Origin of the sequence: Actinopolyspora alba (assembly GCF_900112765.1) — a bacterium.
GTDB lineage: Bacteria > Actinomycetota > Actinomycetes > Mycobacteriales > Pseudonocardiaceae > Actinopolyspora > Actinopolyspora alba.
On sequence record NZ_FOMZ01000005.1, the window covers coordinates 228,584 to 253,792 of the forward strand.

Below are 25,209 nucleotides of genomic sequence, written 5' to 3' on the forward strand. Positions count from 1 at the left end.
GAAACCGTAGAAACCCGCCGTCGAGATGTCCAATTTCCGCGGTAGCGGGAAAACCCGCCGGAACCCCCGCTCAGCCGGGGCGAGGAACTCCGGCTCCGGCGAAGAAACGCCTGGAATCACCACGCAGCAGCAGCACGAACACCGCGATGTTCAGCGCCGCGATCACAGTGGTGAACAGCACAGTCAGCGGCCCGACCGCCATGTCGGGCATCAGCCGCGGATCCAGCAGTGACCGGGCCATGCTGATGACGAACCACGCGAACAACCTGCCGCCGACGTACAACCCGCAGAACACCATCACCAGCACGCGTGCCCAGTTGGCACCACGCGCCATCCGGTTGCCGAAGAACACGTACAACAGCGTCAGCCCGGCCATGAACAACAGCGCGAACATGATCCCGCCGTTGGCCGCCGCGTCCACCTCTCGCTGCGACAGCTCGGGGTTGACCCGCCGCAGCTCGCCGATGAGCATCTCGCGGTCGGACAACCGCACCAGCGTGTTCCCCAGCCCCACGAGCGCGGCGGCTATCCACAGCCACCTGGCCAACCACACCGAGCGGGGCGGTGTGGCGGGTGCGGACGAGGTGCGGTGGTCCACCCCGCCGTGCGGGTCGGGCGGCGCGGTCACGCGGCACCCCCTCCGGGCTCCTCGCGCAGCCAGCGGGCCGCCCGCGCGGCCCAGTAGGTCAGCACGATGTCGGCCCCGGCACGGCGTATCGAGGTCAGGGTCTCCAGCACCGTCCGCTGCCGGTCCAGCCAGCCGCGTTCGACGGCGGCCTCGACCATCGAGTACTCCCCGGAGACCTGGTAGGCCGCGACCGGGACCTCGGAGATCTCGGCGGTCTGTCTGACGAGGTCGGTGTAGGACATGGCGGGTTTGACCATCACCATGTCCGCGCCCTCTGCGATGTCCTGCCCGACCTCGCGGGCCGCTTCCCTGCCGTTGGCCGGGTCCTGCTGGTAGGTCTTGCGGTCCCCGGACAGCTGGGAGTCCACGGCGTCGCGGAACGGGCCGTAGAAGGCGGAGGAGTACTTGGCCGAGTAGGCCAGCAGCGAGGTGTCGTGGAAGCCGGCGGCGTCCAGCGTCTCCCGGATGGCGCCGATCTGCCCGTCCATCATGCCGCTGGGGCCGAGCACGTGCGCCCCCGCCTCGGCCTGCGCGAGCGCCATCTCGCCGTAGAGCCGCAGCGTGCGGTCGTTGTCCACATTGCCCTGGTCGTCCAGCACCCCGCAGTGGCCGTGGTCGGTGAACTCGTCCAGGCAGGTGTCGGCCATGAGCACGGTGTCGTCGCCGACCTCGGCCGCGACGTCGCGCAGCGCCACGTTGAGGATCCCGTCCGGGTCGGCGGCGGCCGAGCCGGTGGCGTCCCGTTCACTCGGGACGCCGAACAGCATCAGCCCGCCGACCCCGGCCTCGACCGCGTCCACGGCAGCGGCACGCAGCGAGTCCCGGGTGTGGTGCATCACACCCGGCATGGAGGGGATCTCCACCGGTTCGTCCGCCCCCTCCCTGACGAACATGGGCAGCACCAGATGGCGCGGCCGCACGTCGGTCTCGGAGACCAGTCGCCGCAGCGCGGCGTTGCGGCGCAGCCTGCGCGGGCGGACCGATGGATACATCTCTCGAACACCTCGCGGGAAAAAGAGGGGTGATCCAGTTGTCGAGATTGGTTCCTTGGCGGAATCTCTCGCACGGCTCTCGCTGCGGGGAGGCCCGACATCGGGTAGCGACCTACACAACGTCGGGCCTTCCTCGCGAGAACCGCACGGGAGAACCCGCGGCGGTGCCGGTTGATCGGGTGGTGGTTCGGCGCTCGCGCGCCGGAGAGCACCACTCGGTTCACGATCCGGCCGAAAACCCCGCCGAGATTTTCGGCTACCACCGGGGTTCCGCCGAGCAAGCCGCAGGCAACCCGACGGGCACCGTTCACTCAAGAACGGCGGGTGCGCTTGGCCTTCTTCGGCGGCGGCAGCGCCCCCTCGGCACGCAGCTTGGCCGCGTGCTCGGCCAACGAGTCGACCAGGGACGGCACCTGGGCCTGGTCCGGCCGCACGTCCACCCGGAGACCGAACTCCTTGGCGGTCTCGGCCGTCTTGGGTCCGATGCAGGCCACCAGCGTCCTGGCGTGCGGCTTACCCGCGATGCCGACCAGGTTCCGCACGGTCGACGAGGAGGTGAAGCACACCGCGTCGAACCCGCCCGTCTTGATCATCTCGCGGGTCTCGGCGGGCGGCGGCGCGGCGCGGACGGTGCGGTAGGCCGTGACGTCGTCCACCTCCCAACCGCGCTCGGTCAGCCCGGCCGACAGCGTCTCGGTGGCGATGTCGGCGCGCGGCAGCAACACCCTGGCGACGGGGTCGAGCACGTCGTCGTGCGGCGGGAAGTCCTGCAGCAGCCCCTCGCTCGACTGGTCACCGGAGGGCAACAGCTCGGGGTTGATCCCGAAGGAACGCACCTTCTCGGCCGTGGCCTCCCCGACGCAGGCGATCTTGACACCGGAGAACGCGCGCGCGTCGAGGCCGAACTCGTGGAACTTCTCCCACACCGCGCGCACCGCGTTGGCGGAGGTGAACACCACCCACTGGTAGCGACCGTCCACCAGCCCCTTGACGGCCCGCTCCATCTGGGCCGGGCTGCGCGGCGGCTCCACCGAGATGGTGGGCACCTCGTGCGCGACGGCACCGTGCGACCACAGCCGGTCGCTCATCGCCCCGGCCTGGTCCTTGGTGCGCGGCACCAGGACCTTCCAGCCGTAGAGCGCCCTGGTCTCCCACCAGGACAGCGCCGCGCGGTTGCCCGCGGCGGTGCCGACGGTGACCACCAGCTGTCCCTGGAGCTCACCGGCGTCGCCGGGCAGCGAGGCCAGGGTGGTGTCGATGGTGCGCTCGGACACGGTGGTCCCGGAGGCGGTGACCGCGGCCGGAGTCTGCGGGCTCATGCCGTGCTCGGTCAGCGCCGAGGCAGCCTCCGCGAGGTGACTGCCGGAAGCGTGCAGCACGATCGGGCCGTTGGTGGAGGCCAGCGCGGCCCAGTCCACCTCGCCGCGCACGTCGACCTCCGCGTGTGCGGAACCGAGCGCGACGCCCGCGTAGGCGGGAACGGCCGTCCCCGCGGACACTCCCGGAACCACTTCGAAGGAGACGTCGGTCTTGGCGATCTCCTGCACCTCGCGCACCACCGCGTCTGCGGTGAACGGGTCACCGGCGACCAGTCGCACCACGGGGCGGCCGGTCTGGGCCTCGCCCGCCAGGTTGCCCGCCACGTCGGCGGGATCACCGACGGCCGGACGCACCTCGGCGGCGTCGTCGGCGAGTCCGGACACCTCGGCGGGCACGTCCGGATCGGTGACGACGAGCGAAGCGTGTGTAAGCAACTGTCTGGCCCGGACGGTGAGCAGGCCCGAATCACCGGGACCGGAGCCCACGAAAGCCACTCGTCCGGGGGTATTGCGTGCTCGGGTCATCAGGGCACTCCCCATCAACTACTGCCGGGGCCGCTGAGCGACGCGGCCCCGGCTTCGAGCAGCTGGGCGGCGACATCCCTGCCCAGCTGCTCAGCGGCGGTCGTCTCACCAGTGGCGGATGCGCGCACCAACCTGTTCTCGTCGGTCGCCACCACCCCGCGCATGGACAGCCGGTAAACCACACGGCCGTCGTCGTCGAGGTCCTCCACCACCCCGGCCAATGCGCCGACGGGCGCAGTACAGCCGGCTTCGAGCGCTGCCAACATGGCGCGCTCGGCGGCCACCGCGACGCGGCTGGCCTCATCGTCCAACACGGACTGCAGCAAGTGCTCGGTGTCCACGTCGTCGACGCGACATTCCACCGCCAGCGCGCCCTGAGCGGGTGCGGGCAGCATCTGCAGTGGATCGAGCGATTCAGTGATCACCTCAAGCCGGCCCACCCTGGCCAGGCCCGCGCGGGCCAGAACGACGGCGTCCAGCTCGCCGTCGCTCACCTTGCGCATTCGGGTGTCCACATTGCCACGAATACCGCGCGTTTCCAGCCCCAGTCCCAGGGCTTCCAGCTGGCTTGCGCGGCGCGGCGAACCGGTCCCCACGACGGAGCCCGGAGGCAGCTCCCCCAACGTCAGATCGTCCCGTGCCACCAGCGCGTCCCGGGGGTCCTCCCTCGGTGGGACGGCCGCCAGTGCCAGTCGGGGATCGGGCGCGGTGGGCAGATCCTTGTACGAGTGCACCGCCACATCGACCTCTCCGGCGGCGAGTGCCTCGCGCAACGCGGAGGTGAAGACACCGACACCGATCTCGGTGACCGGAGCCTGTGACTGGTCACCGGAAGTGGCGATCCGGACCAGTTCGGTCGTGTAACCGGCGCGTTCCAACTCCTCGGCGACCATGGAACTCTGCGCCATCGCGAGCGCACTTCCCCTGGTGCCGATACGGAGGGTTCTGGTCAACGGTCCTCACCGTCCTGTTCGGGACGATCGCGCGAGACCGCAGCGGCCTTGGACGGCTGGGCGTGCGAGACCGAGGTGCGCGTGCCCGACACGGCGTGCTCGCCCTCCTCGACGGCCTGCGGGGTGCCGATGGCCGCGGCGGTTTGCGGATCGAGTTCGAATAGCTCACGAAGCGCGTCGGCGTAACCGGAGCCACCCGGGGCCGACGCCAGTTGTTTGACCCGGACGGTCGGAGCGTGCAGCAGCTTGTCCACCACGCGGCGGACGGTACGGGCGAGCTCCCCACGGACGTCCGTGTCGAGCTCGGGCAGCCGGGAGTCCAACCGGAGCAGCTCGGAGTCCACGACCTCCGCCGCGCGCTTGCGCAACGCGGTCACGGTGGGGGTCACCTCGGCCGAACGCTGCGCGGCCAGGTAGGAGCGGACCTCCTCCGCGATGATGTCGCCCGCCTCCTGCCTGGCTCCGCCACCGTGCTGATCGGCCAGCCTGCGCTGCAGCGACTCCAGGTCCACCACGGTGACACCCGCCAGCTCGGACACCTCGGGCTCGATGTCGCGCGGCAGCCCGAGATCGCAGCACAGCAGTGGTGCGTCCGAGGACCTCTCCGCGAGAGCACTCGAAACGGTGGCGGTGTCGACCACGGCACCGACGGCTCCGGTGCAGGTGACCACCAGGTCGGCGTCGCGGATGGCGCCGCTGAGCTCGGAAAGCGCGACCGTGTCGGCCGACAGCCCCTCCGAACGCAGCGACTCGGCCAGCCGGTCACCGTTGCCGGAGGTGCGGTTGGCGATCACCACCTCGGCGACCCCGAGCCGTTTGAGCTGCGAAGCGGCCAACGCGCCCATCGATCCCGCACCGACCAGCAGGGCGGAACGGCCCGAAAGGCTCGTCAGCACGTTCTCGGCGTCGGACAGCGCCTCGGAGACCACCGAGGCTCCGGCGGCGTCGATGTCGGTCTCGGAGTGCACCCGTTTACCGACCCGGAGCGCCTGCTGCGCCAGCTCGTGCAGCGTCTTGCCGACCGTCTCGGCCTCGTCGGCGTCGCTGTACGCCTGCCGCAGCTGTCCGAGGATCTGGGCCTCACCGACGACCATCGAGTCCAGTCCGGCGGCGACGGAGAACAGGTGCTCGACGACGGCTCCGGCGTAGTGCACGTAGAGGTGGTCGGCCAGTTCGCTGAACTCGACCCCGGCGTGCCTGGAAAGCACCGAGGTGACGTCGTCGAGACCACCGTGGAAGGTTTCGGTCACCGCGTAGACCTCCACGCGGTTGCACGTGGCCACCAGCATCGCCTCGCAGATGTGCTCGCTGCGAAGCAGCTCGTGCAGCAGCTTGCCGACGTCGTCGGCACCGACCGCCATGCGTTCGAGCATTCGTACCGGGGAGCTGTTGTGCGACAGACCGACGGTGAGCAGATTCACGGCCGAACCACCATCCCGTCCACCGGGCTGATCCCGGTGTTCACATCACGATTTTCCGACTGGGGCGCCCCGGTCGCCGCGTGCTCGGAGTCGGTGGAGTCGGGGGTTTCCTGACTCCGCCGGGCCACGTGGAAGGACAGGATCTGCATCTCCACGGCGAGATCGACCTTGCGCACCTCGACCTCCTCGGGGACCTGCAGAACCACGGGCGCGAAATTCAGGATGCACCGAACCCCCGCCTTGACCAACCGGTCACAGACGTCCTGGGCACCTTTCGCGGGAGTGGCTATGGCACCGATGGTCACGTCCCGTTCGGCACACACCCGGGGAATGTCGTCGACGTGGTCGACCGGGATCCCGCCGACGGGCACCCCCATCAGGTCGGGATCGAGATCGAACAGCGCCGCGACGGGAAAACCCCGGCTGGGAAAACCACCGTAGTTCGCCAGTGCGTGCCCCAGGTTGCCGATACCGATCACCGCGACCCTGTTCTGCTGGGTCAGCCCCAGGGTGCGTTCGATCTGCCCGATGAGTACGGCGACCTCGTAGCCGACACCCCTGGTGCCGTAGGAGCCTATGTAGGAGAGATCCTTGCGGAGCTTCGCCGAGTTCACACCGGCAGCGACGGCCAGCTCCTCGCTGGAGACGGTGTGCACCTCACGCTCGTGGAGACCGGAAAGCACACGCAGGTACACCGCGAGCCGTGCCACGGCCGCTTCCGGGATCGACCTGGCGCGATCCTGCGGCTCGGGGATGCTCACCCCTTCCGACTCCGACGACCGCGATTCCGCCGTGCTCGCGGCTTTCGCCTCGCCGTCTCGCACGTCGTCTCCGTGCGCCGTCACGCTGGATCTCCCTCGAGCTGCCTGCTGTTGCTTTCGTCGGTGGCCGGAGGAAGCGCGAACCGGCGGCCGCCCCGTTGGACAACGTGACGACCGATTGGACGCAGCACCGACCACGAAGGGGTGACTTCCGGGGGCGCGTGCCAACGCCACCAGTAATCGCGTGCGGAGATTCCGCGGAACGAGTCCGGCAACACGACACCGCCCACCGTAGCTATTTGTGAACACACGCACAAAGTCGACCCGGCCCGTAGTAACGAGCCCCACAACCATCCGAACGCCCTACCGGACGCGGGGCCGAATTCTCGGGCTGTCGCCGGGCTCGACCGTGCTGTCGCGGCCCCGCCGACCCGATCGTCCGCTCCCCCGGCTTCCCGAAGGACTCCCGGGTGGGCACCCGTTCCGGAACCGATCCGACCGGACCGGGCGCTCCGCCCGAATCGATCGGGATTCCCCGAAACCGAGCCGGAAGAACGAACGGGCAACGGACACGGACGGACAAAGCTCCGACACGCTCCGCGACACGATCGGACACCGACTCGAAGGGTGACCCTCGACCACCGGACCGAGCTGTGGAACAGGTACTGAACACATCCTCCCCGACAGCCCCCCGAGGTGCCAAAACGAGTGGTCTGCGGGCCACGACGCCTCCGAGAGGACCTGAACGGGGAGCTCCGGCGACGCCGGTGGCACGGTTCGGGAGGGGCCGCGGCGATCCGGCTCCAGCGGGCAGGCCCGATCTCAGCGAGTCAGCGCGGCGCGCAGCCGCTGCGGCTCCACCTTCCAGAATCCGTGCTCGACGCCGTCGACGAGTATCACCGGAACCCTGTCGCCGTACTCCGCCCTGAGTTCGGCGTCGGCGTCGACGTCCGAGGTGCTCCAGGAAACCCCCGTCTCGGAGCACACGCGGTCGATCTCGGCCGCGGCGGTGTCACAGGCGGGACAGTCCCGCCGAACGAGCAGCGTCACCTCGTGCGTGGCCGTCTCGGACACCGGTACCCCCTCGTCTCGAAGTTTCGCGGACACGATCGCCCGTCACGGGTGATTGTCCATCCCACGGCCGACCCGAGCGGCTCCGGCTCACCCGCTGAGCGGGGAGAACGGCGGATCGCGGGTGGTGGAAATCACCGGAATTCGCGCGCGGAGGACGAGGGCAGGCGGGGGCTCCGGGGAATCGGTATCAATTCGAACCCCGAATGCACTACCTACCCGGCAGTAACAAGACGTATGCTGCCGATCCTGACAACCGATTCCCGACGAGGCTCGCACGATCACACCGAAGACTCCAGGGACCAGAAATGCTTCAGGCAACGGTGCAACATCAGCGAACGCCGCGACGCCCCCCTGCACGCCACGAGGCGCGCCAGCAGTCGTCAGCAGCCCCGTTACGCGAGGAGCCCTCGGTGGCACGGGAGCCGACACCCGCCGAGGAATCACGGCTACCCACCGAACCACCGTCACCGCGCCCGGCCGTGCCGGAACCCGGTGAGCCCGACGGCTGGAGCCACGTGCGCGCCGCGCAGGAGGGTGACAACCAGGCGTTCGGCAGGCTCTACGACCAGTACGCGCACCTGGTCTACCGGTACGTGCTGCTGCGGGTCAGCGACCACTGCCTCGCGGAGGACATCACCAGCGAGACCTTCGCACGAGCGTTGCGGCGGATAGCCTCGGTGAGCTACCAGGGGCGCGACGTCGCCGCCTGGTTCATAACCATCGCCAAGAACCTGCTGCTGGACCACATCAAGTCCAGCCGCAACAAGCTGGAGGTCCCGCTCGCCGATCCGAGCGAGGCCAACAGCGGCGGCACCCCGCAACAACCGACGGGGCCGGAACAGCACGTACTGGCCGAAGCGGCCCACCACGAACTGATGGACTGCGTCCGCAGGCTCAACCCGGATCAGCGGGAGTGCATCAGGCTGCGCTTCCTGCTGGGCCTGTCGGTGACCGAGACGGCCGGTGTCATGAACCGCAACGAGGGAGCGGTGAAGGCACTGCAGCACCGGGCGATCCGCAGACTGGCACAGCTGCTGCCGGACGATCCGCGCTGAGACCGCCCCGCCGACACGGCGGCAGGCCAACCCCGAGGGCCGCGGAAGTCGCGGACGACCATCCCGCTCCACGGAGCGGGACACACCCCGCCACTGCCACCAGCACCACAGCGACCGAGCCCGCACGGCCACACTCGTACGGCCACGGGCAGGACGACGCGAACTCGCGATCACTCCCACCGTTGGAACGACGCCGCCCCCGACTGGGTCAACACCGAAAACGGACAATACATCTAAGCTAGGAATGCTGGTGGTGGGCAACAGCACGAGAGCGGGCCCCACCGCTCGCGGACCAGCAGCGAACGGACGACTCCGGAGGGACCGGGAGGCGCGGCGGTGCCGACACGGCCAGGCTCAGCCGAGGAAACCAACGACGGGGACCAGCACGACAACGTGTCCGAACCACGGGAGCCGGAGCTGGCGGACGCCCCGGACAGCGCCGAAGTCGCGGGACGCGCCTCGGCGGAAGCGGCTGTCACCACGACCTCGGAGGACGAGAACACGGCGACATCGCCAGATCTCACCGCGGCCGCGTTCTTCGACGTGGACAACACGATGATGATGGGGGCGTCACTGTTCCACTTCGCCAGGGGGCTGGCGGCTCGGAAGTTCGTCCGGGCCGGGGATCTGGCCGGGTTCGCCTGGCAACAGATCAAGTTCCGCGTCGGGGGAGCGGAGAACGCGACGGATCTGCAATCCAGCCGGGAGCAGGCGCTCTCGTTCGTCGCGGGCCGCGACGTCTCGGACCTCGAAGGACTCAGCGAGGAGATCTACGACGAACTGATGGCCGACCGGATCTGGGCGGGCACCAGGGCACTGGCCCAGATGCATCTCGACGCGGGCCAGCGGGTGTGGCTGGTGACGGCGACGCCGGTGGAGCTGGCGCAGGTAATGGCACGCAGGCTCGGGCTGACCGGCGCTCTCGGCACCGTCGCCGAACACGAGCGGGGTATCTACACCGGCAAACTCGTGGGGGAGATGCTGCACGGCGGCGCGAAGGCGCACGCGGTACGGGCACTGGCGGCCAGCGAGGGGCTGGATCTGCGTCGCTGCACCGCGTACTCGGACTCGGCCAACGACGTTCCGATGTTGTCGGTGGTGGGAACGGCCGTGGCCGTCAATCCGGACCAGCGGCTGCGCGAGACGGCACGCGCGCGCGGCTGGGACATCCGTGACTTCCGAACCGGCCGCAAGGCGGCGCGGATCGGGGCCCGTTCCGTACTGGGAATGGGGGCGCTGGGGGCGGGGCTGGCCGCGGGACTCGCGTTCCGCCGCAGGGATCGTTCCTGACCGACCGATCGGGTGGTTCCCCGGCCCACCCGGTAATCCACCGGCCCACCCGGTAGTTCCGGCACGCCGACCACGTGCGGAGCGGGCCAGTCGCGCGAGCGGCCCGCTGCACGAACGACCCGCGACACGGGCCGACAGCGTCCCGGGGCTCAATCGCGGGCCCGGGACGCCCACACCCCGAACAGGCAGCCCACACCCAGACCGCAGAGCATGCAGCCGAGCACGAGACCGATCGGCACGTGGTCCCGACTCGTCGTCGGCGGCGACGGACTCGGCTGGTTCACCGGTTCCGGGACGAGCACCTCGCCCTCGTCGGTTCCCCGGTCCGAACCGGACTCGACCACCTGCCGGTGCTGCCGCGAAACCGTCCACCGCGCACGTTCCCGGTGCGCCGCTTCCCACAGCGCCAGCACACGTTCGTGATCGGTCTCCACCGCCCGGCAGAAGGCCAGCACCGCCTGATAGGGCGGCAGACTCCTACCGCTGAGATAACGCCCCCACGAGGACTTGCTGTAGTTCGTCCGCTCCCCCAGCGCCGCCAACGTGAGTCCGCTGCGAGCCCGAAGTCTTCGCAACTGGGCCACGAGCTCGTCGGTCCCCACCGTCTCAGCACTCCGATCACCCTGTCGTGACATGCTCCGGTCCTCTCGTGACGGTCGTACGCACCCTGAATCGACGCGGTGTGACAAACCGTTCGGCGGTTGCCGCGATCACGGATGACTCTAGACGGTGTGTCCCGTTTCGACAGTGCTTCAGCGCGGCGAACGCCCCGGGTTCGTTCACCGTCCCGCACGGCCCGGAAATTCCCGTCAGTTCCCACAGCCCTGGTCGCGGGAACGGGACACCGCGATGATTCCGGAACGACAGCTTCGCCGGGTGACGACCGTGTTCCGACACGTGTCCTTCCGACGAGCGGAGGTGGATCGGTCCACCTCCCGCGTCCGAGGCGCGGTGCTCGCCGCGAACACGCCCGGCTTTCCGCTCGTCCGGAAAGGAATCCATGCGCAAGTCATATTTACCCAAGGCGGGTGCGCGTAACCTGCTGTTCGGGTTGCTGGCACTGCTGCTGGCCACCACGGGCGCGGTGGCGGCCCCCGGCCAGTCGGCGGCGGCACCCAGCCTGTCGGTTCGCGAGATCCAGCAGGACCTCGCGGGGCTCGGCTACCTGCCCTGGGCGGGGGTGGACGGCGTCGACGGTCCGCAGACCTCCGGGGCCATCACCAAGTTCCAGTCCTCGCAGTGCCTCGCGGTCGACGGCATCGCCGGCCCCAACACGACCACCGCGCTGATGGACAAGGTCAAGGAGGTCCAACGAGCGGCCCACACCACCGCCGACGGTGTCTACGGACTGTGGACGCTCCAGAGCGTCGAGCGCTATCAGTTCGAACACAACCTCACCTACGACGGCATCGCCGGGCCACAGACCATGAGCTCGATGGGGATCGAGCGGCGGAAGGGCTGTTCCGACGACGTCCAGGGATTGCCCTACCCATCCTCGTACACCCATCAGGTGCAGTGGAACCTGGCGGGAATGGGTTACCTGCCGTGGAGCGGGATCGACGGCATCGTCGGGCCGCAGACGCGTTCGGCGACCATGGAGTTCCAGCGGGACGCCTGCATCTCCACCGACGCGATCGCGGGCCCGGTGACCGGTGACCACATGAGCCAGCAGATCACGGAGATCCAGCGGGCCGCGGGAACCACCGTCGACGGTGCCTACGGCCCGAACACCCGCGCCGCGGTAGAGGACTACCAGAGCGCTCACGGCCTGGCCGTGGACGGCATGGCCGGACCGAACACCATGAGCGAGATGGGCATCGCCCGGGTGATGTGCGACCAGTCCTCCGGGGATTCGACGCCTCCGGCCGACGGGTCGACGCGGGAGAAGATCGTGTCGATCGCCGCGGGTGAGCACGGTTACCAGGAATACGGCACGAACTGCCAGAAGTACGACGACTGGTGCGCCGCGTGGTGCGCCCGGTTCGGCACCTGGGTGTGGCAGAACGCCGGGGTCGACGTACCGACCTACTGGTTCACCGGGGACTGGTACCGCTGGGGACTGAGCAACGGGCACTCCGTGCCCGCCTCGCAGGGTTTCTCCAACATCAAGCCGGGTGACGCGGTCTTCTGGGGATCAGGGCCGTCGAACACCTCGACCAGCTATCACGTGGACCTCGTCGAGTCGGTCAACGCGAACGGCACGTTGAACCTCATCGGTGGCAACGTTTCCGACGCCGTCACCCGCAAGTACAACGTGGATCCGTACTCGGCCGACATCTACGGCTACACCAGCCCGTAACCGGTCGAGATGTCCTCGCGCCGTGCGAGGAACCACCGGCTGACCGCGAACCGGCCCCGATCGGCTCCGTCACCGGTGGGCCTCGCACGGCCCCCTCCACCGACCTCCATGATTGGCAGGAAACCGATGCCACGAGCGACGAACGGCACGAAACGAACTCTCAAGGCGCTCGGCCTCGCCACGGCCTCGGCCACGGCCGCACTGGCGTTCCCGCTCACCGCCACGGCCGCGAGCACGGCGATCCCGAGCTGCACCACCACCGACGGGGTGATCCCGGCGAGCTCCAGCGGCTCCCACTACTGCGTGATGGGAGTGGGTAACGGCGGTTCACCCGTGACCGCGCTGCAACGTTCGCTGCGCGCCTGCGAGGGACAGTCCATCGCGGTGGACGGGATCTACGGTCCCGCCACCCGCAACGCGGTGTTGAACGTGCAGCGGCGGGCCGGGATCTCGCGGGACGGCGTGTACGGGCCACAGACCCGCGACGCGATGAGCTGGCACGTCGGCGCCGACTGCGTCAGTTACCAGTACGGCTGGGGCTGACGGAGCCCTTCCGGTTCGGCCGCCCGGGCCGGCTACCCCCGGAGGTCCGTGATCACGGTCCGACGGAATTCGGCTGCGGGTACCGGGTGGCCGAAGAGCCAGCCCTGGTAGGCGTCGATACCGAGGTGAACCAACAGGTCGCGTTGGACTCGGGTCTCGACGCCTTCGGCGATGCAGTGGTGTCCGGTGGCTCGGCACAGGTCCACGATGGCGCGGATGATGGCCACGCTGGTGTCGTCGGCATCGGTGGTTGGCAGAAAAGTGCGGTCGAGTTTGATGATCTGCGCGGGCATTTCCCGCAGGCGAGCCAGCGAGGAGTAGCCGGTTCCGAAGTCGTCGATGGCGAAGGCCACGCCGCGCTCGGCCAGATGGCCCATGGTGTGCCGCTGGAGCAGCGGCAGTTCCAGTAGTGCGGTTTCGGTTAGCTCGAGAATGACCCGGTGAGGATCGATGCCGGAATCCGTGACGAGCGTCGACAGGGCTTCGAGCTGGCCGGGTTCGTTGGTGGGCGGCCCGGAGAGATTGACGGCGATGTCGATCTCCGGCCAGGTGGTCGCCTCGGCCAGCGCGGTGCGCAGTACCCAGCGATCGAGTTCGGCGAGCATATCGCCCTGCTCGGCCAGGGGAAGTATCACGTCGGGAGCCAGCACGCCCCGCTGCGGGTGCGGCCACCGCAGGAGCGCTTCGGCACCGGTGGTCCGGCCCTGGGTGTCGACGAGGGGTTGGTAGTGCAGCGCGAGCCCGTCGTTGGCCAGCGCGACGCGGAGTTGGTCCTCGAGATCGAGCTGACCGGTGCTGGTGTTGTCGGGGGTGGTGTCGGCGATGGCGACTCGGCCGGTTCCGCGTCGCTTGGCGTCGAACATCGCGGCATCGGCGAAGCGGACGAGGTCGCCGTAGGTGGCCGCGTTGCCGTTGATGGCGGCGGCACCGACAGAGCCCGAGATTCGCACGAGACGCCCTCCGAGGGGGAGGCTGGCCCGCAGGATTCCGGACACGCGGGCGGCGAATGTCTCGAGGCCCCCGTGTACTGCCACGTCGGGACAGGTGACCAGGAACTCGTCGCCGGAGAAGCGGCCCACCCGACAGTCGTGCGGCAACGCGTCGGCCAACATCCGGGCCACGGTGATCAGCAGTTCGTCGCCGATGACGTGGCCCCACGAGTCGTTGACGCGTTTGAAGTTGTCGATGTCGCAGAACAGCACGGCGAATCCTGCCGGAGGCCCCTGGGCGAGGTGAGGGGCCAGCAGGGCGTGCAGCCCCTGGCGATTGGGAAGCCCGGTCAGTTCGTCGTGGTTGGCCCGGTGGTGCAGTTGTTCGATGCGCTGCTGCTGCGAGGTGACGTCCTGGGCCACCTTCAGCCACAGGCGAGTGCCGTCGTGCTGGGCCGAGGCAGCGGTGTGGATCTGGCAGTACACGGTGTGCCCGTCGGCGTGGGTCAACGCCCGGAGCTCCCCGTGGGGCAGAAGTTCCCCGTGGTGCAGGTTCGCCGGTTTCGCCGTCGTCCCGGAGGCGGCTCCGCCCAGCAACGAGGAATCGCTCGTGCCGAACAGTTCCGCGCGGTCGCGGCCGATCAGTCTCCCTGCCGCGTCGTTGGCATCCAGCATTCGACCGGACTCGCCGACGATGAACAGGGCCACCGGCACGAGGTCGAACAAACCCGGTATCAGCCGCGATGACGGCGGCCGTCCCGCCACTCGGATGGCGTCGTCGAGCGCGTCCAGATGGCTTATCACGCTGTCGTGGTGCCCATCCGGGTCGCTCAGCCGCTCCCGCAAGCTGACCAGCGCATCCCGCCGCAGGAAATGAGCCGAATCAACCATCAGTCCCCCCAACGGCAGGACCGAGCCATCTCCGTGCGGACGGTGTAAGTATCGGAATCGTCACGGCCGGCCGCGATGGAAGACACCCTCGCTGAGCGGTCGAGCAAGACAAGTCGAGCCACAGGAATTCTCATTCGTCGAAGCGGGCTCGTGGCCAGGATCACTCGTGGCCAGCATCAGTAAATCGTGCCAGCTTTTGCTCAACCAGCTGACTTCAGCCTAACAGAGGAACGGGCCGACCGGTTCCACCACACGGTGTACAGCCGTATACACTCGTAATGATGAGAGGGGGTAGCACCGTCGGACCGTCGACGGGCTCTCGGATACCTCGGGGCGTGGCCCCGCTGACCACGTATGACTCGGGACGCGGCCCTGGTGACCACGTATGAATTGTTCGCCCGTCACGGCCAGCTGATTGCGCGTACCGACGAGAGCGTCAACACGTGTGGCTCGGTGAGAAAGAGGCGTTTTCGCTCTCCCGGCCGGAGATCACGTTGGGACCCCGCCCGATGAAGGGGTCCTCATCGTCGTGCGAGGTCGACACCGCCGCGGCACGACCGAGTTCCGGTGACTGATCTCATCGCCCGGCATCGCGGCGGCCACGGCCCGGACCGCCCGGCAAGGGGGCGGGGACTCGAACCCGCGTGACACTTGCCGCGACCGGACGGATCGACCGACCTCGGGTGAGGACAGCACGACGAACCGGGCGGTGCGTGCCTCGGAAATCAGTCAAGGTGGTGATGATGAGCGAGACGAGTGACGAGGACAACGGCCTCGTGATCGAGCTGTCACGGGCCGCGCGGCGGTTGCAGCGTCCGGACTCGGAGACCGAGGCGTTGCGATTGATCGTGACCGGCGCCGTGGACACGGTGCCGGGCGCCGAGCAGGCGGGTGTGTCGTTGTTGCATCGCGATGGCGGGATCACCTCGGCGGCGACCAGCGATGCCACTGTCGACGAGGTGGATCAGCTGCAGGCCGACTATCAGGAAGGCCCCTGTGTGACCGCCCTGCGGGAGCAGCACACGGTCATAGTCGACGATCTGACCTCCGAGGAGGACCGCTGGCCCCGCTTCGCACCCGACGCGGCCGCGCTGCGAGTGGCCAGCATGCTGTCGTTTCACCTGTTCACCCATGACGACACCATGGGCGCGTTGAATCTGTACTCCGGGATCCCGCGCGGTTTCGGGACGGAATCACAGCTGTTGGGCGGGTTGTTCGCCGCGCACGCCGCCGCCACCCTGGGCGGTGCCCGCCACGTGGCTCAGCTGCACCAAGCGTTGGCCACCCGCGACGTGATCGGACAGGCCAAGGGCATCCTCATGGAACGCTTCGACCTGGATGCCGATACGGCGTTTCAGCTGCTGGTTCGCAGTGCCCAGGACGCAAACATGAAACTGGTGACGGTGGCACGGTGGTTGACCCGAGCCGAGGTGCCGGACGAACGGGACGCGTGAGGACTGCGAGCCGACGTGACGGGGCACGCCCCTGGTGGGCGGGTCGTTCTCGTGGGCCGAGCTACGATGAACCCGCGGGCCGTGCCGGTTCACCGCCCAGCGGGTGGCACGGCCACCGCACAGTACATCGAGACCGCCCGCGCGGTGGGAGATGGTGATGAGTCAGGACCGGCGAACCGTGCTGTTGTCCCGGCTGGAAAACAGGCTCGACGCCGCCGGGGAGACGGCGTCGCGGATGAGTGTGCTGTGTGCGCTGACAGTCGAGCACTTGGCCGTGTCCGGGGCGGGAGCCACGGTGTTGGCCTCGCTGGCCGACGGTGACGGACAGGATCCGAGTCGCGGCTTGGTGCACGCCACCAACGAAATCAGCACCGGTCTGGAGGACCTGCAGCTGACCGTCGGCGAAGGACCGTGCTTGGACGCCTTCGTAACCGGCGGACCGGTACTCATCGCCGATCTGGCGGACAACCATACCCGGTGGCCCGGTTTCACACCCGGCGCGCTGGCCTGGGGCGCGGCCTCGGTGTTCTCGTTCCCGCTGCACATCGGCGCCGCCAGACTCGGCTCGCTGGACTTGTACCACGACCGTCCCGGCAAGCTGTCGGACATCCAGATCTCCGACGCGTTGATCCTGGCCGATCTGGCCACCCACGCAGTCGTCACCGAACTCGAAGGTCACGCCAGCGGCGACGCCGGTTGGTTGGCAGACCCGCACGCCGAGATACACCAGGCCACCGGCATGATCCAGGCCCAGCTGAACACCACCACCGAGAACGCGCTGCTGCGGCTCCGCGCCCACGCCTACACCTATTCCCTGCCCCTGCTCGACGTGGCCCGCCGGATCACCGACAGACGACTGCGCTTCACCGACGAGTCCGATGACGATCAGCAGGGCACACCCGCCTGAGTCGGCACGACGGATTCGATACCGAGAAGGAAACGAGAGCGGCGATGACTACCCGACGCGAACAACGGCTGGCCCAGACCTTCGTGGCGCTGTCGGACACACTGGTCGACGACTTCGACGTGCTCGACTTCCTGACCCTGCTGGCCGAACGAGCCACCGCACTGCTCGAAGTCACCGCCGCCGGAGTGATCCTGTCCGACCAACGTGGTGGCTGGCATCCCACCGCCGCGTCCACCGAGGACGCCCATCTGTTGCAGCTGCTGGCCACCCAGACCCACGAAGGCCCCTGCCAGGACAGCATCACCACCGCTGCCCCGGTCACCAGCTACGATCTCAGCGCCGAGCACGCCCGCTGGCCCACCTTCGGCGAGGCGGCCGTGGCCGCCGGATTCCGGACCGCCTCAGCCGTACCGATGCGGCTTCGCCGCCGGACCATCGGTGCCCTCACGCTGCTGGACACCGAACCCGCCGCCGTGGACACCGACAGCATTCAACTGGCACAGGCCCTGGCCGACCAGGCAACCGTCGGCATCCTGCATCACCGCGCCCTGCGCCGTGAGGAAACCCTGACGGAACAGTTGCAGGCCACCCTGCATCACCGCATCGTCATCGAGCAGGCCAAGGGCGTCCTCGCCGAAGCCGGGAACCTGACCATGCACCAGGCGTTCCGGCTGCTGCGCGAGCACGCCCGCGCCCACGGCCAACACCTCACCGACCTCGCCCACAGCCTCACCACCCGCACCATCCGGCCCGGCGACCTGCTCGACTCCCAGCCACATCCCAGCACCGACGCCCACGAGTGACGGCGCGGTCACTAGCCGAAGAAGACGGTCCGCCGCTGTGCCAGCAACCGGTAGATCGTCTCCTGGATCGTCTCGCGCACCTGGTCACTGATGTTGAAAACGACCATGGGATCCTCGGCCGCCTCCGGACCGTGCTCGGCGGTGTCGATCGGTTCGCCGAACTCGATGTACCACTTGGACGGCAGCGGCACGGTACCCAGCGGCCCCAGGTGGGGGAAGAACGGCGTGACCGGGAAGTACGGCAGCCCCAGCAGCCTGGCCAGTGGACGAATGTCGCCGATCTTGGGGTATATCTCCTCCGCGCCGACGATGGAACACGGCACGATCGGCACGCCGCTGCGCATCGCGGCCGAGACGAACCCTCCCCGGCCGAACCGCTGCAGTTTGTACCGGTCCCGGAAGGGCTTGCCGATTCCCTTGAACCCCTCCGGCCAGACACCGACGATCTCACCACCGCGCAGCAACCGTTCCGCGTCCGGATTGCACGCCAGGGTCTGTCCCGTCTTCCGTGCCAGCGCACCGACCAGCGGCGTCCCGAAGACGACGTCGGCCCCGAGCATCCGCAGCTGTCTCCCGGTGGGGTGGTAGTCGTGCAGCGCCACCGTCGTCATCAACGCGTCCCACGGCAGTGTCCCGGAGTGGTTCGCCACCACCAGGGCACCGGAATCGTGGGGCACGTTGTGCAGCCCCACCGCCTCGACCCGGAACCAGTTGTCGTAGACGGTGCGCAACAGCGGCAGGAAGAACCGCTCGGTCAGTTCGCGGTCGAAGCCGAACTCGTCCACCCGGTACTGCCCGAGCAACCGCCTGCGGGCGAAGGCCGTCAGGTCGGCGAGGGTCTCGTGCCAGTCCGGACCGCCGTCCGTCCCCTCTTCCGCGTCCTCGCCACCGCCGGCACCGTGGTCGCCGTCATCGTCGTCCCGAGCACCGCTGTCCCCGGCAGCGGCGTCGCGGGCGCTGTCGTCCCGGGCAGCGGGACGCTCCCGAGCCGAGCCCGGTGCCCCGGACATCGCGGACCGACCGTCCCCGGCCGATCGCCCCTGGGAGCCCGCCCCAGCCCGGCCACCCCCGTCATCCTCCGGGTGCAGCGGAATGACTCGTGCGTCCGCCATCGCACCTCCTCAACGTAGCCGGGTGATCGTCCTGTTGATTTCCCGCTCGGCGCTCTCGACCACATCGGGATCGATCACCGGACGCAGTTCACGCCCGTGCACGAAATCGTCGAACGCCTGCCGCGTGGTCCATCTCGGAGCGAAACCGAACCGGTCACGCAGTTTCGCGGTGTCCACCACACGTCCGAAGTTCAGAAACCTCATCTGCTCGGCGGACAGCGAGGCCAGATTGGCTCCCCGGAAGAATCCGGCCAACGGCGAAACCATCGTCCCCGGAATGGGAACGGGAATCCGTCCCGCTCGACGAATGGCCTGCCCCAGCATGAGCACCCCGTCGGCCCCGACGTTGAAGACACCCGGAAGATCCTCCAGCGCCGCGCGGCGCAGCACCGCCAGCGCGTCCTCCGGGTGCAGCAGCTGCAGGCGCGCGTCGTGGCCGAACACCGTCGGCACGAGGGGAAGCGAGAAGTACCTGGTGAGCACGGAGTCGATGCGCGGCCCGATCAGATCGGTGAAGCGAAGCAGCGTCACGTCGACGTCGGGACGACGTCTGCCGAAGCCACGCACGTACCCCTCGACCTCGACGGCATCCTTCGCGTAGCCGGAGGAAGGCAGATCCTTGGGTGCCATCTCCTCGTCGAAGACCGCCGGATCCCGGGAACTCGCGCCGTAGACGGCGCTGGTGGACTTGACCACCAGCTTGCGGACGTGCGGGGACTCCTGGCACGCGGCCAGCAGCCGCATCGTGCCGAGAACGTTCATCTCCTTCATCGCGGCACGGGCCACGGGCATCTCGTCGGTGTTCGACGAGGCGTGCACCACGGTGTCGACCGCCGCCTCGGAGATGATCCTGGCTATCAGCGGGTTCCGGATGTCGGCCCGGACGAACTCCGCACGCCCCATGCGGCGGGAGAGCTCGCGGCGCGGGTGTTCGCTGTCCACACCGAGCACCCGTCCCACCGCGGAATTCTCGGCCAGCCTGCCCGCCAGGTGAGCACCGACGAAACGGCTTACTCCCGTGACGAGCACGACGTTCGGAACCATGGGGCCTCCTGACCGCGGCCGCGGTGTCGAACCACCTCGGCGAGGTGATCGCGGCACGCCTGTCGAGCACACCGTGAGACTGCCGAGCACACGAGAACCGGGCGACCGGTGCCTCGGAACATCGCGGAGCACCGGCTCCCGATGACGATCGTAACCGCGATCGCGTCACCACCGCGTGTCAGTGCCGTTACGACACGCGGTGGACGAGCGAAAACGGGATCACGGCGGAGCCGCGCGCTCCGACGAGCAGTCCCGCTCGTCGGAGTCACCGCCCCGATCGCGCACCGTCGCGGGACCATCGGGGCGGCGGGTCGGGTCAGGCTCCGTCCGAGTCCGTCTCCTGCCGGTGCTTGGCACCGAGCTCCACCGATCGGGAGTGGGCCGCCTCGACGGCGTCGATCAACGCCGCCCGGACACCGTGCTTCTCCAGCTCGCGGACGCCGGAGATGGTGGTGCCCGCGGGCGAGGTCACACCTTCGCGCATGATCACCGGATGCCCCTCCCCCTCGCGCAGCATCGTGGCCGAGCCGACGGCGGACTGCACGACCAGCTCGGCCGCCACCGAGCGGGGCAGCCCGAGCAGTATTCCGGCGTCGATCATGGCCTCGACCAGGTAGAAGAAATAGGCGGGCCCGGAACCGGACAGCGCGGTGACCGCGTCCTGCTGGTCCTCCGGAATCCGCACGACCCGGCCGACGCTGCCGAGCATCCCCTCCACGAGTTCCAGATGAGATTCGTTGGCGTGGGTTCCTCCGGAGACCGCGCTCATGGCCTCGCCGACGAGCATCGGCGTGTTCGGCATCACCCGAACCACGGGAGTGCCGGAGGCGAACCTGCGCTCGAACATCGAGGTCGGCAGGCCCGCGCAGAGGGTGACCACCAGCTTGTCCGGGGTGACGAGCTCACCCACCTCGTCGAGCAGCGGTTCGATGTCTTGCGGCTTGACCGAGACGACCAGCACGTCGGCCTGCCGCGCCGCGGTGGGCGGATCGGTCGCCCGCACGCCGTATCGCTTGGTCAGTTCCTCGGCACGCTGCTGGTACCGCTCCGTGAACAACAGGTTCTCCGGGGAGTATCCCGCGTTGAGCAGGCCGGAGAGTAACGACTCCCCGATCTTTCCCGCCCCGAGTACGGCGATCGTCGACATGCGGTCAGGGTGCCAGAGCAGGCGATTCGATCAGCTGCCGGCCCGGTGACGTCGAAGTTCTCCCACATCCTGAACGTCTCGGGGTGGACGGTGTGGTTCACAGCTGGAAGTCGGGCTTGTCCCGCAGCGGCTCCAGGTGGAGTCTGGCGAACAGCAGCGCCTCGGCGAGCTGCGCGGCGCGCTGGTCCACGGTTTTGGCCTTCCTGGTGTTGACCTCGATGATGACGGTCCCGGTGTATCCCCCCGATCCCAGCGCGGTGCAGATCTCGGCGCAGGGCTGACTGCCGTGTCCCGGCAGCAGGTGCTCGTCACTGGGGGTTCCGGTTCCGTCGGTGAGGTGGACGTGCGCGAGCCGTTCCCCCATGCGGCGCATCAGCTCCAGGGGGTCGATCTGGGCCGCGGCGGCGTGCGAGACGTCCAGGGTGTAGTTGCGGAACCCTACCTCGGTCGGATCGGGTGAGGGGCGGAACGCCGACAGCCCGGAGGCCCGGGTACCGCGCAGCCTGTCCCAGCTGTTCGGCGGGCGGATGGGGAACATGTTCTCCACGGCTATCCGGATGCCGCTGGCCTCCTCCAGGTCCGCGACGAGCTCCTCGAAGTTCTCGGCGTACCTGCGCTGCCAGCGGAACGGGGGATGCACGACGACCGTGGTGGCACCGAGGTCGCTGGCGGCGACCACCGCCCTGCGCAGCCGTTCCTCCGGCTCGGGCGACCACACCCGCTGGGTGATCAGCAGGCAGGGCGCGTGCACCGCCAGTACCGGCACGCCGTGCTGCTCGGCCAGTCGCCGAAGCGCCGAGACGTCCTGGCTCGTCGCGTCGGCCCAGACCATCACCTCGACCCCGTCGTAGCCCAGATCGGCGGCCATCTCGAAAGCGGCACGGACCGGCTGTGGCCAGACGGACGCGCTGGAGAGACCGACTGGAACGGCGGGCCGGTGTGGTTCGGACATCACTGGAACCGTTTCACTGGTCGTGTCCCCGTCAGGCTTAGGTGCTGACGCGGACTGGTGTACGCGGCGTCACCACGGTAGCCGGGAACGCGTCGTGGCAGCGGCCAGTCCGGAACCGGGGCCGTCGGACCCCGTAACACCCCGACGCCCCCGGCCCGGCGAGTCACGTTTCGGGGTGGTCAGTAACCGAGCAGCAGGAACGCCACCGGCGAAACGGTACAGACCAGACCGACCAGCACGGACAGCAGAATCGTCTGCAGGTCATCGGTACGCAGCACTTTCCGCGCCACCAGCACGAGCGTGCCGGTGAAGGCCAGCGCCGCGGCCAGGGCGGGCAGCGGCAGTTCGCTCCACAACCAGCGGAACCCGATCCACACGAGGCCGCCGCCGACCAGCCCGGCCACCGTCTGCGCGATGAGGATCGCCCATTCCCGGAGAGCGGAACGTTCGCCGTACTCGGTCTCCCGATCGGCCTCGTACTCCTCGGCCGGAATACCGGTGGGGGGCTGTTCCGCGGCGTACTCGTCCTCCTCGTCGACGTAGTCGTCCGAATCGGCATAGGGGTCGTCCACCATGCCGGTGTAGAAGGCGTCGGAGTCCCCGAACTCCGAGTCCACGCCCTCGTAGGGGTCGAAGTAGGCGGTGCCGTGGGGATCGTCGGTCTCGTCCCGATCGACCTCGATCGGTTCCGCCCCGACGGACTCCGCTGGGATCGGATACTCCAGCAACGCGGTTCCGTCGCCGTCGGTCACTTCCGGGTCCCCGGCGGAAGCGCTGCTCCCCCGCACAGGTGGGAACTGCTCGGTGGCGTCCTCCCGTGCGGGCGGTGGTTCCGGAGCCGGAGTCTCCGGAGACACCGCGTCCGGCACGGCGCTGTCCGGCACGGGGTTGTCCGGCACGGCGCCGGTCAGGGGCGGAGCGTCCTGCGCCGGGGCCGACCAGGTGTCGGGGTCGGAGGTACGGGCCGTGCCGTCCTGCCACTGCCCCTCCTGCCACTGCCCCTCCTGCCACTGCGGCGCGTCGCCGGAAGGAGCGGACGGCCCCTTCCGGCTCATTCCGCTCGTGCCGGGCGTCCGCACCGGCAGCGGGGGCTGCTGGGCGGTCGTCTCCGTGTCATCGGCGGGGGGCGCGGAGTTCGTGGTGGCCGAGGTGGGTGGTGTGGCCGCTGTGGGAGGTGTCGGGGCGACAGGGGGCGGCGCGGCGGCGGGAGGTGTCGCGGCAGCGGAGGAAGCTGCCGTTCCCGATTCGGCCGCGGGAGTGGACCACTTCCCGGCTTCGTCCCCCGGCTCCGGTTGCGCGGCCGGCTCGGCTGATCGCGCCCCCGGTCGCGTGGGACGGCGGGGTCCGGCCCCCGAAACACGCCTGCGCGACGGGGGCGACGAATCGTCGGTCGACGGGCGCGTCGGCTGGTCGACGGTGGGACCCGGTTGTGGCTCCGGGGAAGCCCCGGCGGCCGGTGGAGGTGCGGTCTGGGGCGGTTGCGCCGCGGTGCCGAACGATGCCGAGGTCTCCGCACCGGAAGCCGTCCCGTGCTCGGACGGCGAGGCGTCCTCGGCCTCGGGTGCGTCGACGGGGAGCATCCTCCCGCTGTCCGAATTCACCCGTTCGATGATCGCCTGCGGAGCCGTTTCGGAAGGGTCCTCGGCACGCCTGCGCCTGCGGCGGGAGCCGCGTTGCCCACCGCCGCCGTGTTCGGCCAGCAGTTCCGCGACGGTGCGCTGGCTAGGGTCACCGGACCCACTGTCCCGACTCATCGACTCCACCGTGCCCCGTGCTAGATCTCGCGTCCAGTTCACTCCGCGATCGCGCGGCCGTTACCCAGTATCGCCCGTACCGGTCGGAGAGAGTGTGCCCAGGCCGTCATCCGGACTCCCGGCGCCGTTGACGTGGTCGAGACGGCGCAGGATCACACCTTCGCGCAGCGCCCACGGACAGATGTCCAGTTCGCGCAGCGACATGGCGTTCATGGTCGCCTCGGCCACGAGCCCGCCGCTGACCAACTGGTGGGCTCTGGCTCCGCTCACCCCGTCGAGCGAAGCGAGGTCCCGCGCCGAGATCCTGGTGATGAACGCCAGGAGCTGCCGCAACGCCGTGTCGGTGAGGGTGCGCCGCACCCTGGGCCCCGCGGCGGGCGGCGCGGCACCGGCCAACCGGGCGAGCGATCGGAAGGTCTTGGACGTCGCGGCCACCTTGTCGGGCGCGCCGAACGCGGCGAACCGCTCAACGGTGTCCGAGAGCTGTTCGGACAGCCGGTGCCGAAGGTGCTTCACTTCCTCGCGCTCCGGCGGGTCCCCGAGCGAGGCGGTGCGCGCCACGTGCCCCGCTCCGAGCGGAAGCGAAACCGCGATGTCGGGCTGCTCGTCGATGCCCAGCGCCATCTCCAGCGAGCCGCCTCCGATGTCGAGCAGCAGCAGGTTGCCCGCCGACCAGCCGTACCAGCGCCTTGCGGCGAGGAAGGTCAGCCGGGCCTCCTGCTCCCCGGAGAGCACTTCGAGCGAGACCCCGGTCCGCTGACGCACCGTTTCGAGCACGGTGGTGGCGTTGTCCGCCCGCCTGATGGCGGAGGTGGCGAAGGCCATGAGCTCGGCACAACCGAGTCCCCGGGCCGAGTCCCTGGCGGCCTGGACGGTGTTGACCAGCTCCTCGATGTCGGAATCGGTCAGCGCTCCGCCCGCCCCGATCCGCTCGGACAGGCGCAGCACCGACTTCTCAGAGGTCATCGGGGTGGGATGCGCACCTCGGTGCGCATCCACCACCAGTAAGTGAACCGTATTGGAACCCACGTCGAGCACCCCTAGGCGCATGGCGGCCAACCTACCGTGCGCGAGGGGATCACGGATGCGTGGTGTGTCGAACTCACCCGGATTTTCCGACACCGGCCGACCACTCCCGCGGCGGTTTCCCAGCTCGGACCGGCGTCGATTTCTCGCGAAATCGCCGCGTCCGCGAAGCTCCCAAAGCCGAGCCCCGACCACGCCCGCAGGGCGAACTCCCACCGCCCTCACAATCGGCACCGCCGCGGGTTCTCCGGTGCGGCTCTCGCGAGGACGCCGGAGACGTTGTGTAGATCGCTACCCGATGTCGCCGGACCCGCAGCGAGAGCCGTGCCG

General features: G+C 69.1%; 22 protein-coding genes. 7 read left to right on the forward strand and 15 right to left on the reverse strand.

Going from position 1 to position 25,209, the window contains the following annotated elements; translation table 11 throughout:
- Positions 1-70 precede the first annotated feature (70 nt).
- From BM150_RS09245 to BM150_RS09280, 7 genes are all read right to left on the reverse strand, one after another.
- Positions 71-628, reverse strand: coding sequence for a hypothetical protein (locus BM150_RS09245; RefSeq protein WP_245755380.1), 558 nt, complete (start codon positions 626-628; stop codon positions 71-73).
- Entirely contained in the window at positions 625-1,620 is a 996-nt protein-coding gene (gene hemB / locus BM150_RS09250) for a porphobilinogen synthase (RefSeq protein ID WP_092926079.1), read from the reverse strand. Before hemB ends, BM150_RS09245 begins: the two co-directional genes overlap by 4 nt.
- Before the next feature lie 311 nt (positions 1,621-1,931).
- Positions 1,932-3,464 carry a bifunctional uroporphyrinogen-III C-methyltransferase/uroporphyrinogen-III synthase gene (locus BM150_RS09255; protein WP_092926081.1) on the reverse strand — a complete coding sequence of 511 codons (1,533 nt, stop codon included), beginning with the start codon at positions 3,462-3,464 and terminating at the stop codon, positions 1,932-1,934.
- A gap of 14 nt (positions 3,465-3,478) precedes the next feature.
- Entirely contained in the window at positions 3,479-4,417 is a 939-nt protein-coding gene (gene hemC, locus BM150_RS09260) for a hydroxymethylbilane synthase (RefSeq protein WP_092926083.1), read from the reverse strand.
- Positions 4,414-5,838 carry a glutamyl-tRNA reductase gene (locus BM150_RS09265; protein WP_092926085.1) on the reverse strand — a complete coding sequence of 475 codons (1,425 nt, stop codon included), beginning with the start codon at positions 5,836-5,838 and terminating at the stop codon, positions 4,414-4,416. The genes hemC and BM150_RS09265 overlap by 4 nt, the downstream gene beginning before the upstream one ends.
- On the reverse strand, positions 5,835-6,683 hold the full coding sequence (locus BM150_RS09270) for a redox-sensing transcriptional repressor Rex (RefSeq protein ID WP_092926087.1): 849 nt from the start codon (positions 6,681-6,683) through the stop codon (positions 5,835-5,837). The genes BM150_RS09265 and BM150_RS09270 overlap by 4 nt, the downstream gene beginning before the upstream one ends.
- Positions 6,684-7,421: 738 nt before the next feature.
- On the reverse strand, positions 7,422-7,673 hold the full coding sequence (locus BM150_RS09280) for a glutaredoxin family protein (RefSeq protein ID WP_092926091.1): 252 nt from the start codon (positions 7,671-7,673) through the stop codon (positions 7,422-7,424).
- A gap of 410 nt (positions 7,674-8,083) precedes the next feature.
- Between BM150_RS09280 and BM150_RS09285 the strand changes: the two genes are divergently transcribed.
- Positions 8,084-8,728 (forward strand): sigma-70 family RNA polymerase sigma factor, encoded by a 645-nt coding sequence (locus BM150_RS09285; protein WP_245755381.1) that lies wholly within the window; start codon positions 8,084-8,086, stop codon positions 8,726-8,728.
- A gap of 336 nt (positions 8,729-9,064) precedes the next feature.
- Entirely contained in the window at positions 9,065-10,018 is a 954-nt protein-coding gene (locus tag BM150_RS09290) for an HAD family hydrolase (protein ID WP_175496750.1), read from the forward strand.
- Positions 10,019-10,167: 149 nt separating this feature from the next.
- Here the strand turns inward: BM150_RS09290 and BM150_RS09295 are convergent, their stop codons facing one another.
- Complete coding sequence (locus tag BM150_RS09295) at positions 10,168-10,653, reverse strand: helix-turn-helix domain-containing protein (RefSeq protein ID WP_092926095.1); 486 nt, start codon at positions 10,651-10,653, stop codon at positions 10,168-10,170.
- Between the two features lie 365 nt (positions 10,654-11,018).
- Between BM150_RS09295 and BM150_RS09300 the strand changes: the two genes are divergently transcribed.
- Both BM150_RS09300 and BM150_RS09305 read left to right on the forward strand, forming a co-directional pair.
- Positions 11,019-12,317 carry a peptidoglycan-binding protein gene (locus BM150_RS09300; protein WP_092926097.1) on the forward strand — a complete coding sequence of 433 codons (1,299 nt, stop codon included), beginning with the start codon at positions 11,019-11,021 and terminating at the stop codon, positions 12,315-12,317.
- Between the two features lie 126 nt (positions 12,318-12,443).
- Entirely contained in the window at positions 12,444-12,860 is a 417-nt protein-coding gene (locus BM150_RS09305; RefSeq protein WP_175496751.1) for a peptidoglycan-binding domain-containing protein, read from the forward strand.
- A 32-nt stretch (positions 12,861-12,892) separates the two neighbouring features.
- On the opposite strand, the gene BM150_RS09310 is transcribed toward BM150_RS09305, so the two are convergent.
- Positions 12,893-14,680 (reverse strand): putative bifunctional diguanylate cyclase/phosphodiesterase, encoded by a 1,788-nt coding sequence (locus BM150_RS09310; RefSeq protein WP_092926101.1) that lies wholly within the window; start codon positions 14,678-14,680, stop codon positions 12,893-12,895.
- Between the two features lie 743 nt (positions 14,681-15,423).
- Between BM150_RS09310 and BM150_RS09315 the strand changes: the two genes are divergently transcribed.
- The 3 genes from BM150_RS09315 to BM150_RS09325 all read left to right on the forward strand — a co-directional run bounded on the left by BM150_RS09315 (position 15,424) and on the right by BM150_RS09325 (position 17,844).
- Entirely contained in the window at positions 15,424-16,134 is a 711-nt protein-coding gene (locus tag BM150_RS09315; RefSeq protein WP_092926301.1) for a GAF and ANTAR domain-containing protein, read from the forward strand.
- Between the two features lie 157 nt (positions 16,135-16,291).
- The gene (locus BM150_RS09320) at positions 16,292-17,041 is read left to right on the forward strand and encodes a GAF and ANTAR domain-containing protein (RefSeq protein WP_092926303.1); all 750 of its coding nucleotides are present in this window, start codon (positions 16,292-16,294) and stop codon (positions 17,039-17,041) included.
- Between the two features lie 44 nt (positions 17,042-17,085).
- On the forward strand, positions 17,086-17,844 hold the full coding sequence (locus BM150_RS09325; protein WP_092926103.1) for a GAF and ANTAR domain-containing protein: 759 nt from the start codon (positions 17,086-17,088) through the stop codon (positions 17,842-17,844).
- 11 nt (positions 17,845-17,855) lie between these two features.
- Here the strand turns inward: BM150_RS09325 and BM150_RS09330 are convergent, their stop codons facing one another.
- From BM150_RS09330 to BM150_RS09355, 6 genes are all read right to left on the reverse strand, one after another.
- A complete protein-coding gene (locus BM150_RS09330; protein WP_092926105.1) occupies positions 17,856-18,956 on the reverse strand; it encodes a lysophospholipid acyltransferase family protein in 1,101 nt (366 codons plus the stop codon).
- A gap of 9 nt (positions 18,957-18,965) precedes the next feature.
- Positions 18,966-20,000, reverse strand: coding sequence for an NAD-dependent epimerase/dehydratase family protein (locus tag BM150_RS09335; RefSeq protein WP_092926107.1), 1,035 nt, complete (start codon positions 19,998-20,000; stop codon positions 18,966-18,968).
- A 316-nt stretch (positions 20,001-20,316) separates the two neighbouring features.
- Positions 20,317-21,147: a pyrroline-5-carboxylate reductase gene (gene proC / locus BM150_RS09340; RefSeq protein ID WP_092926109.1), complete on the reverse strand. Its 831-nt coding sequence runs from the start codon at positions 21,145-21,147 to the stop codon at positions 20,317-20,319.
- Between the two features lie 97 nt (positions 21,148-21,244).
- The gene (locus BM150_RS09345) at positions 21,245-22,099 is read right to left on the reverse strand and encodes a sugar phosphate isomerase/epimerase family protein (protein ID WP_092926111.1); all 855 of its coding nucleotides are present in this window, start codon (positions 22,097-22,099) and stop codon (positions 21,245-21,247) included.
- Between the two features lie 179 nt (positions 22,100-22,278).
- On the reverse strand, positions 22,279-23,853 hold the full coding sequence (locus BM150_RS09350; RefSeq protein WP_139219493.1) for a hypothetical protein: 1,575 nt from the start codon (positions 23,851-23,853) through the stop codon (positions 22,279-22,281).
- Between the two features lie 60 nt (positions 23,854-23,913).
- On the reverse strand, positions 23,914-24,903 hold the full coding sequence (locus BM150_RS09355) for a Ppx/GppA family phosphatase (protein ID WP_092926305.1): 990 nt from the start codon (positions 24,901-24,903) through the stop codon (positions 23,914-23,916).
- Positions 24,904-25,209: the final 306 nt, after the last annotated feature.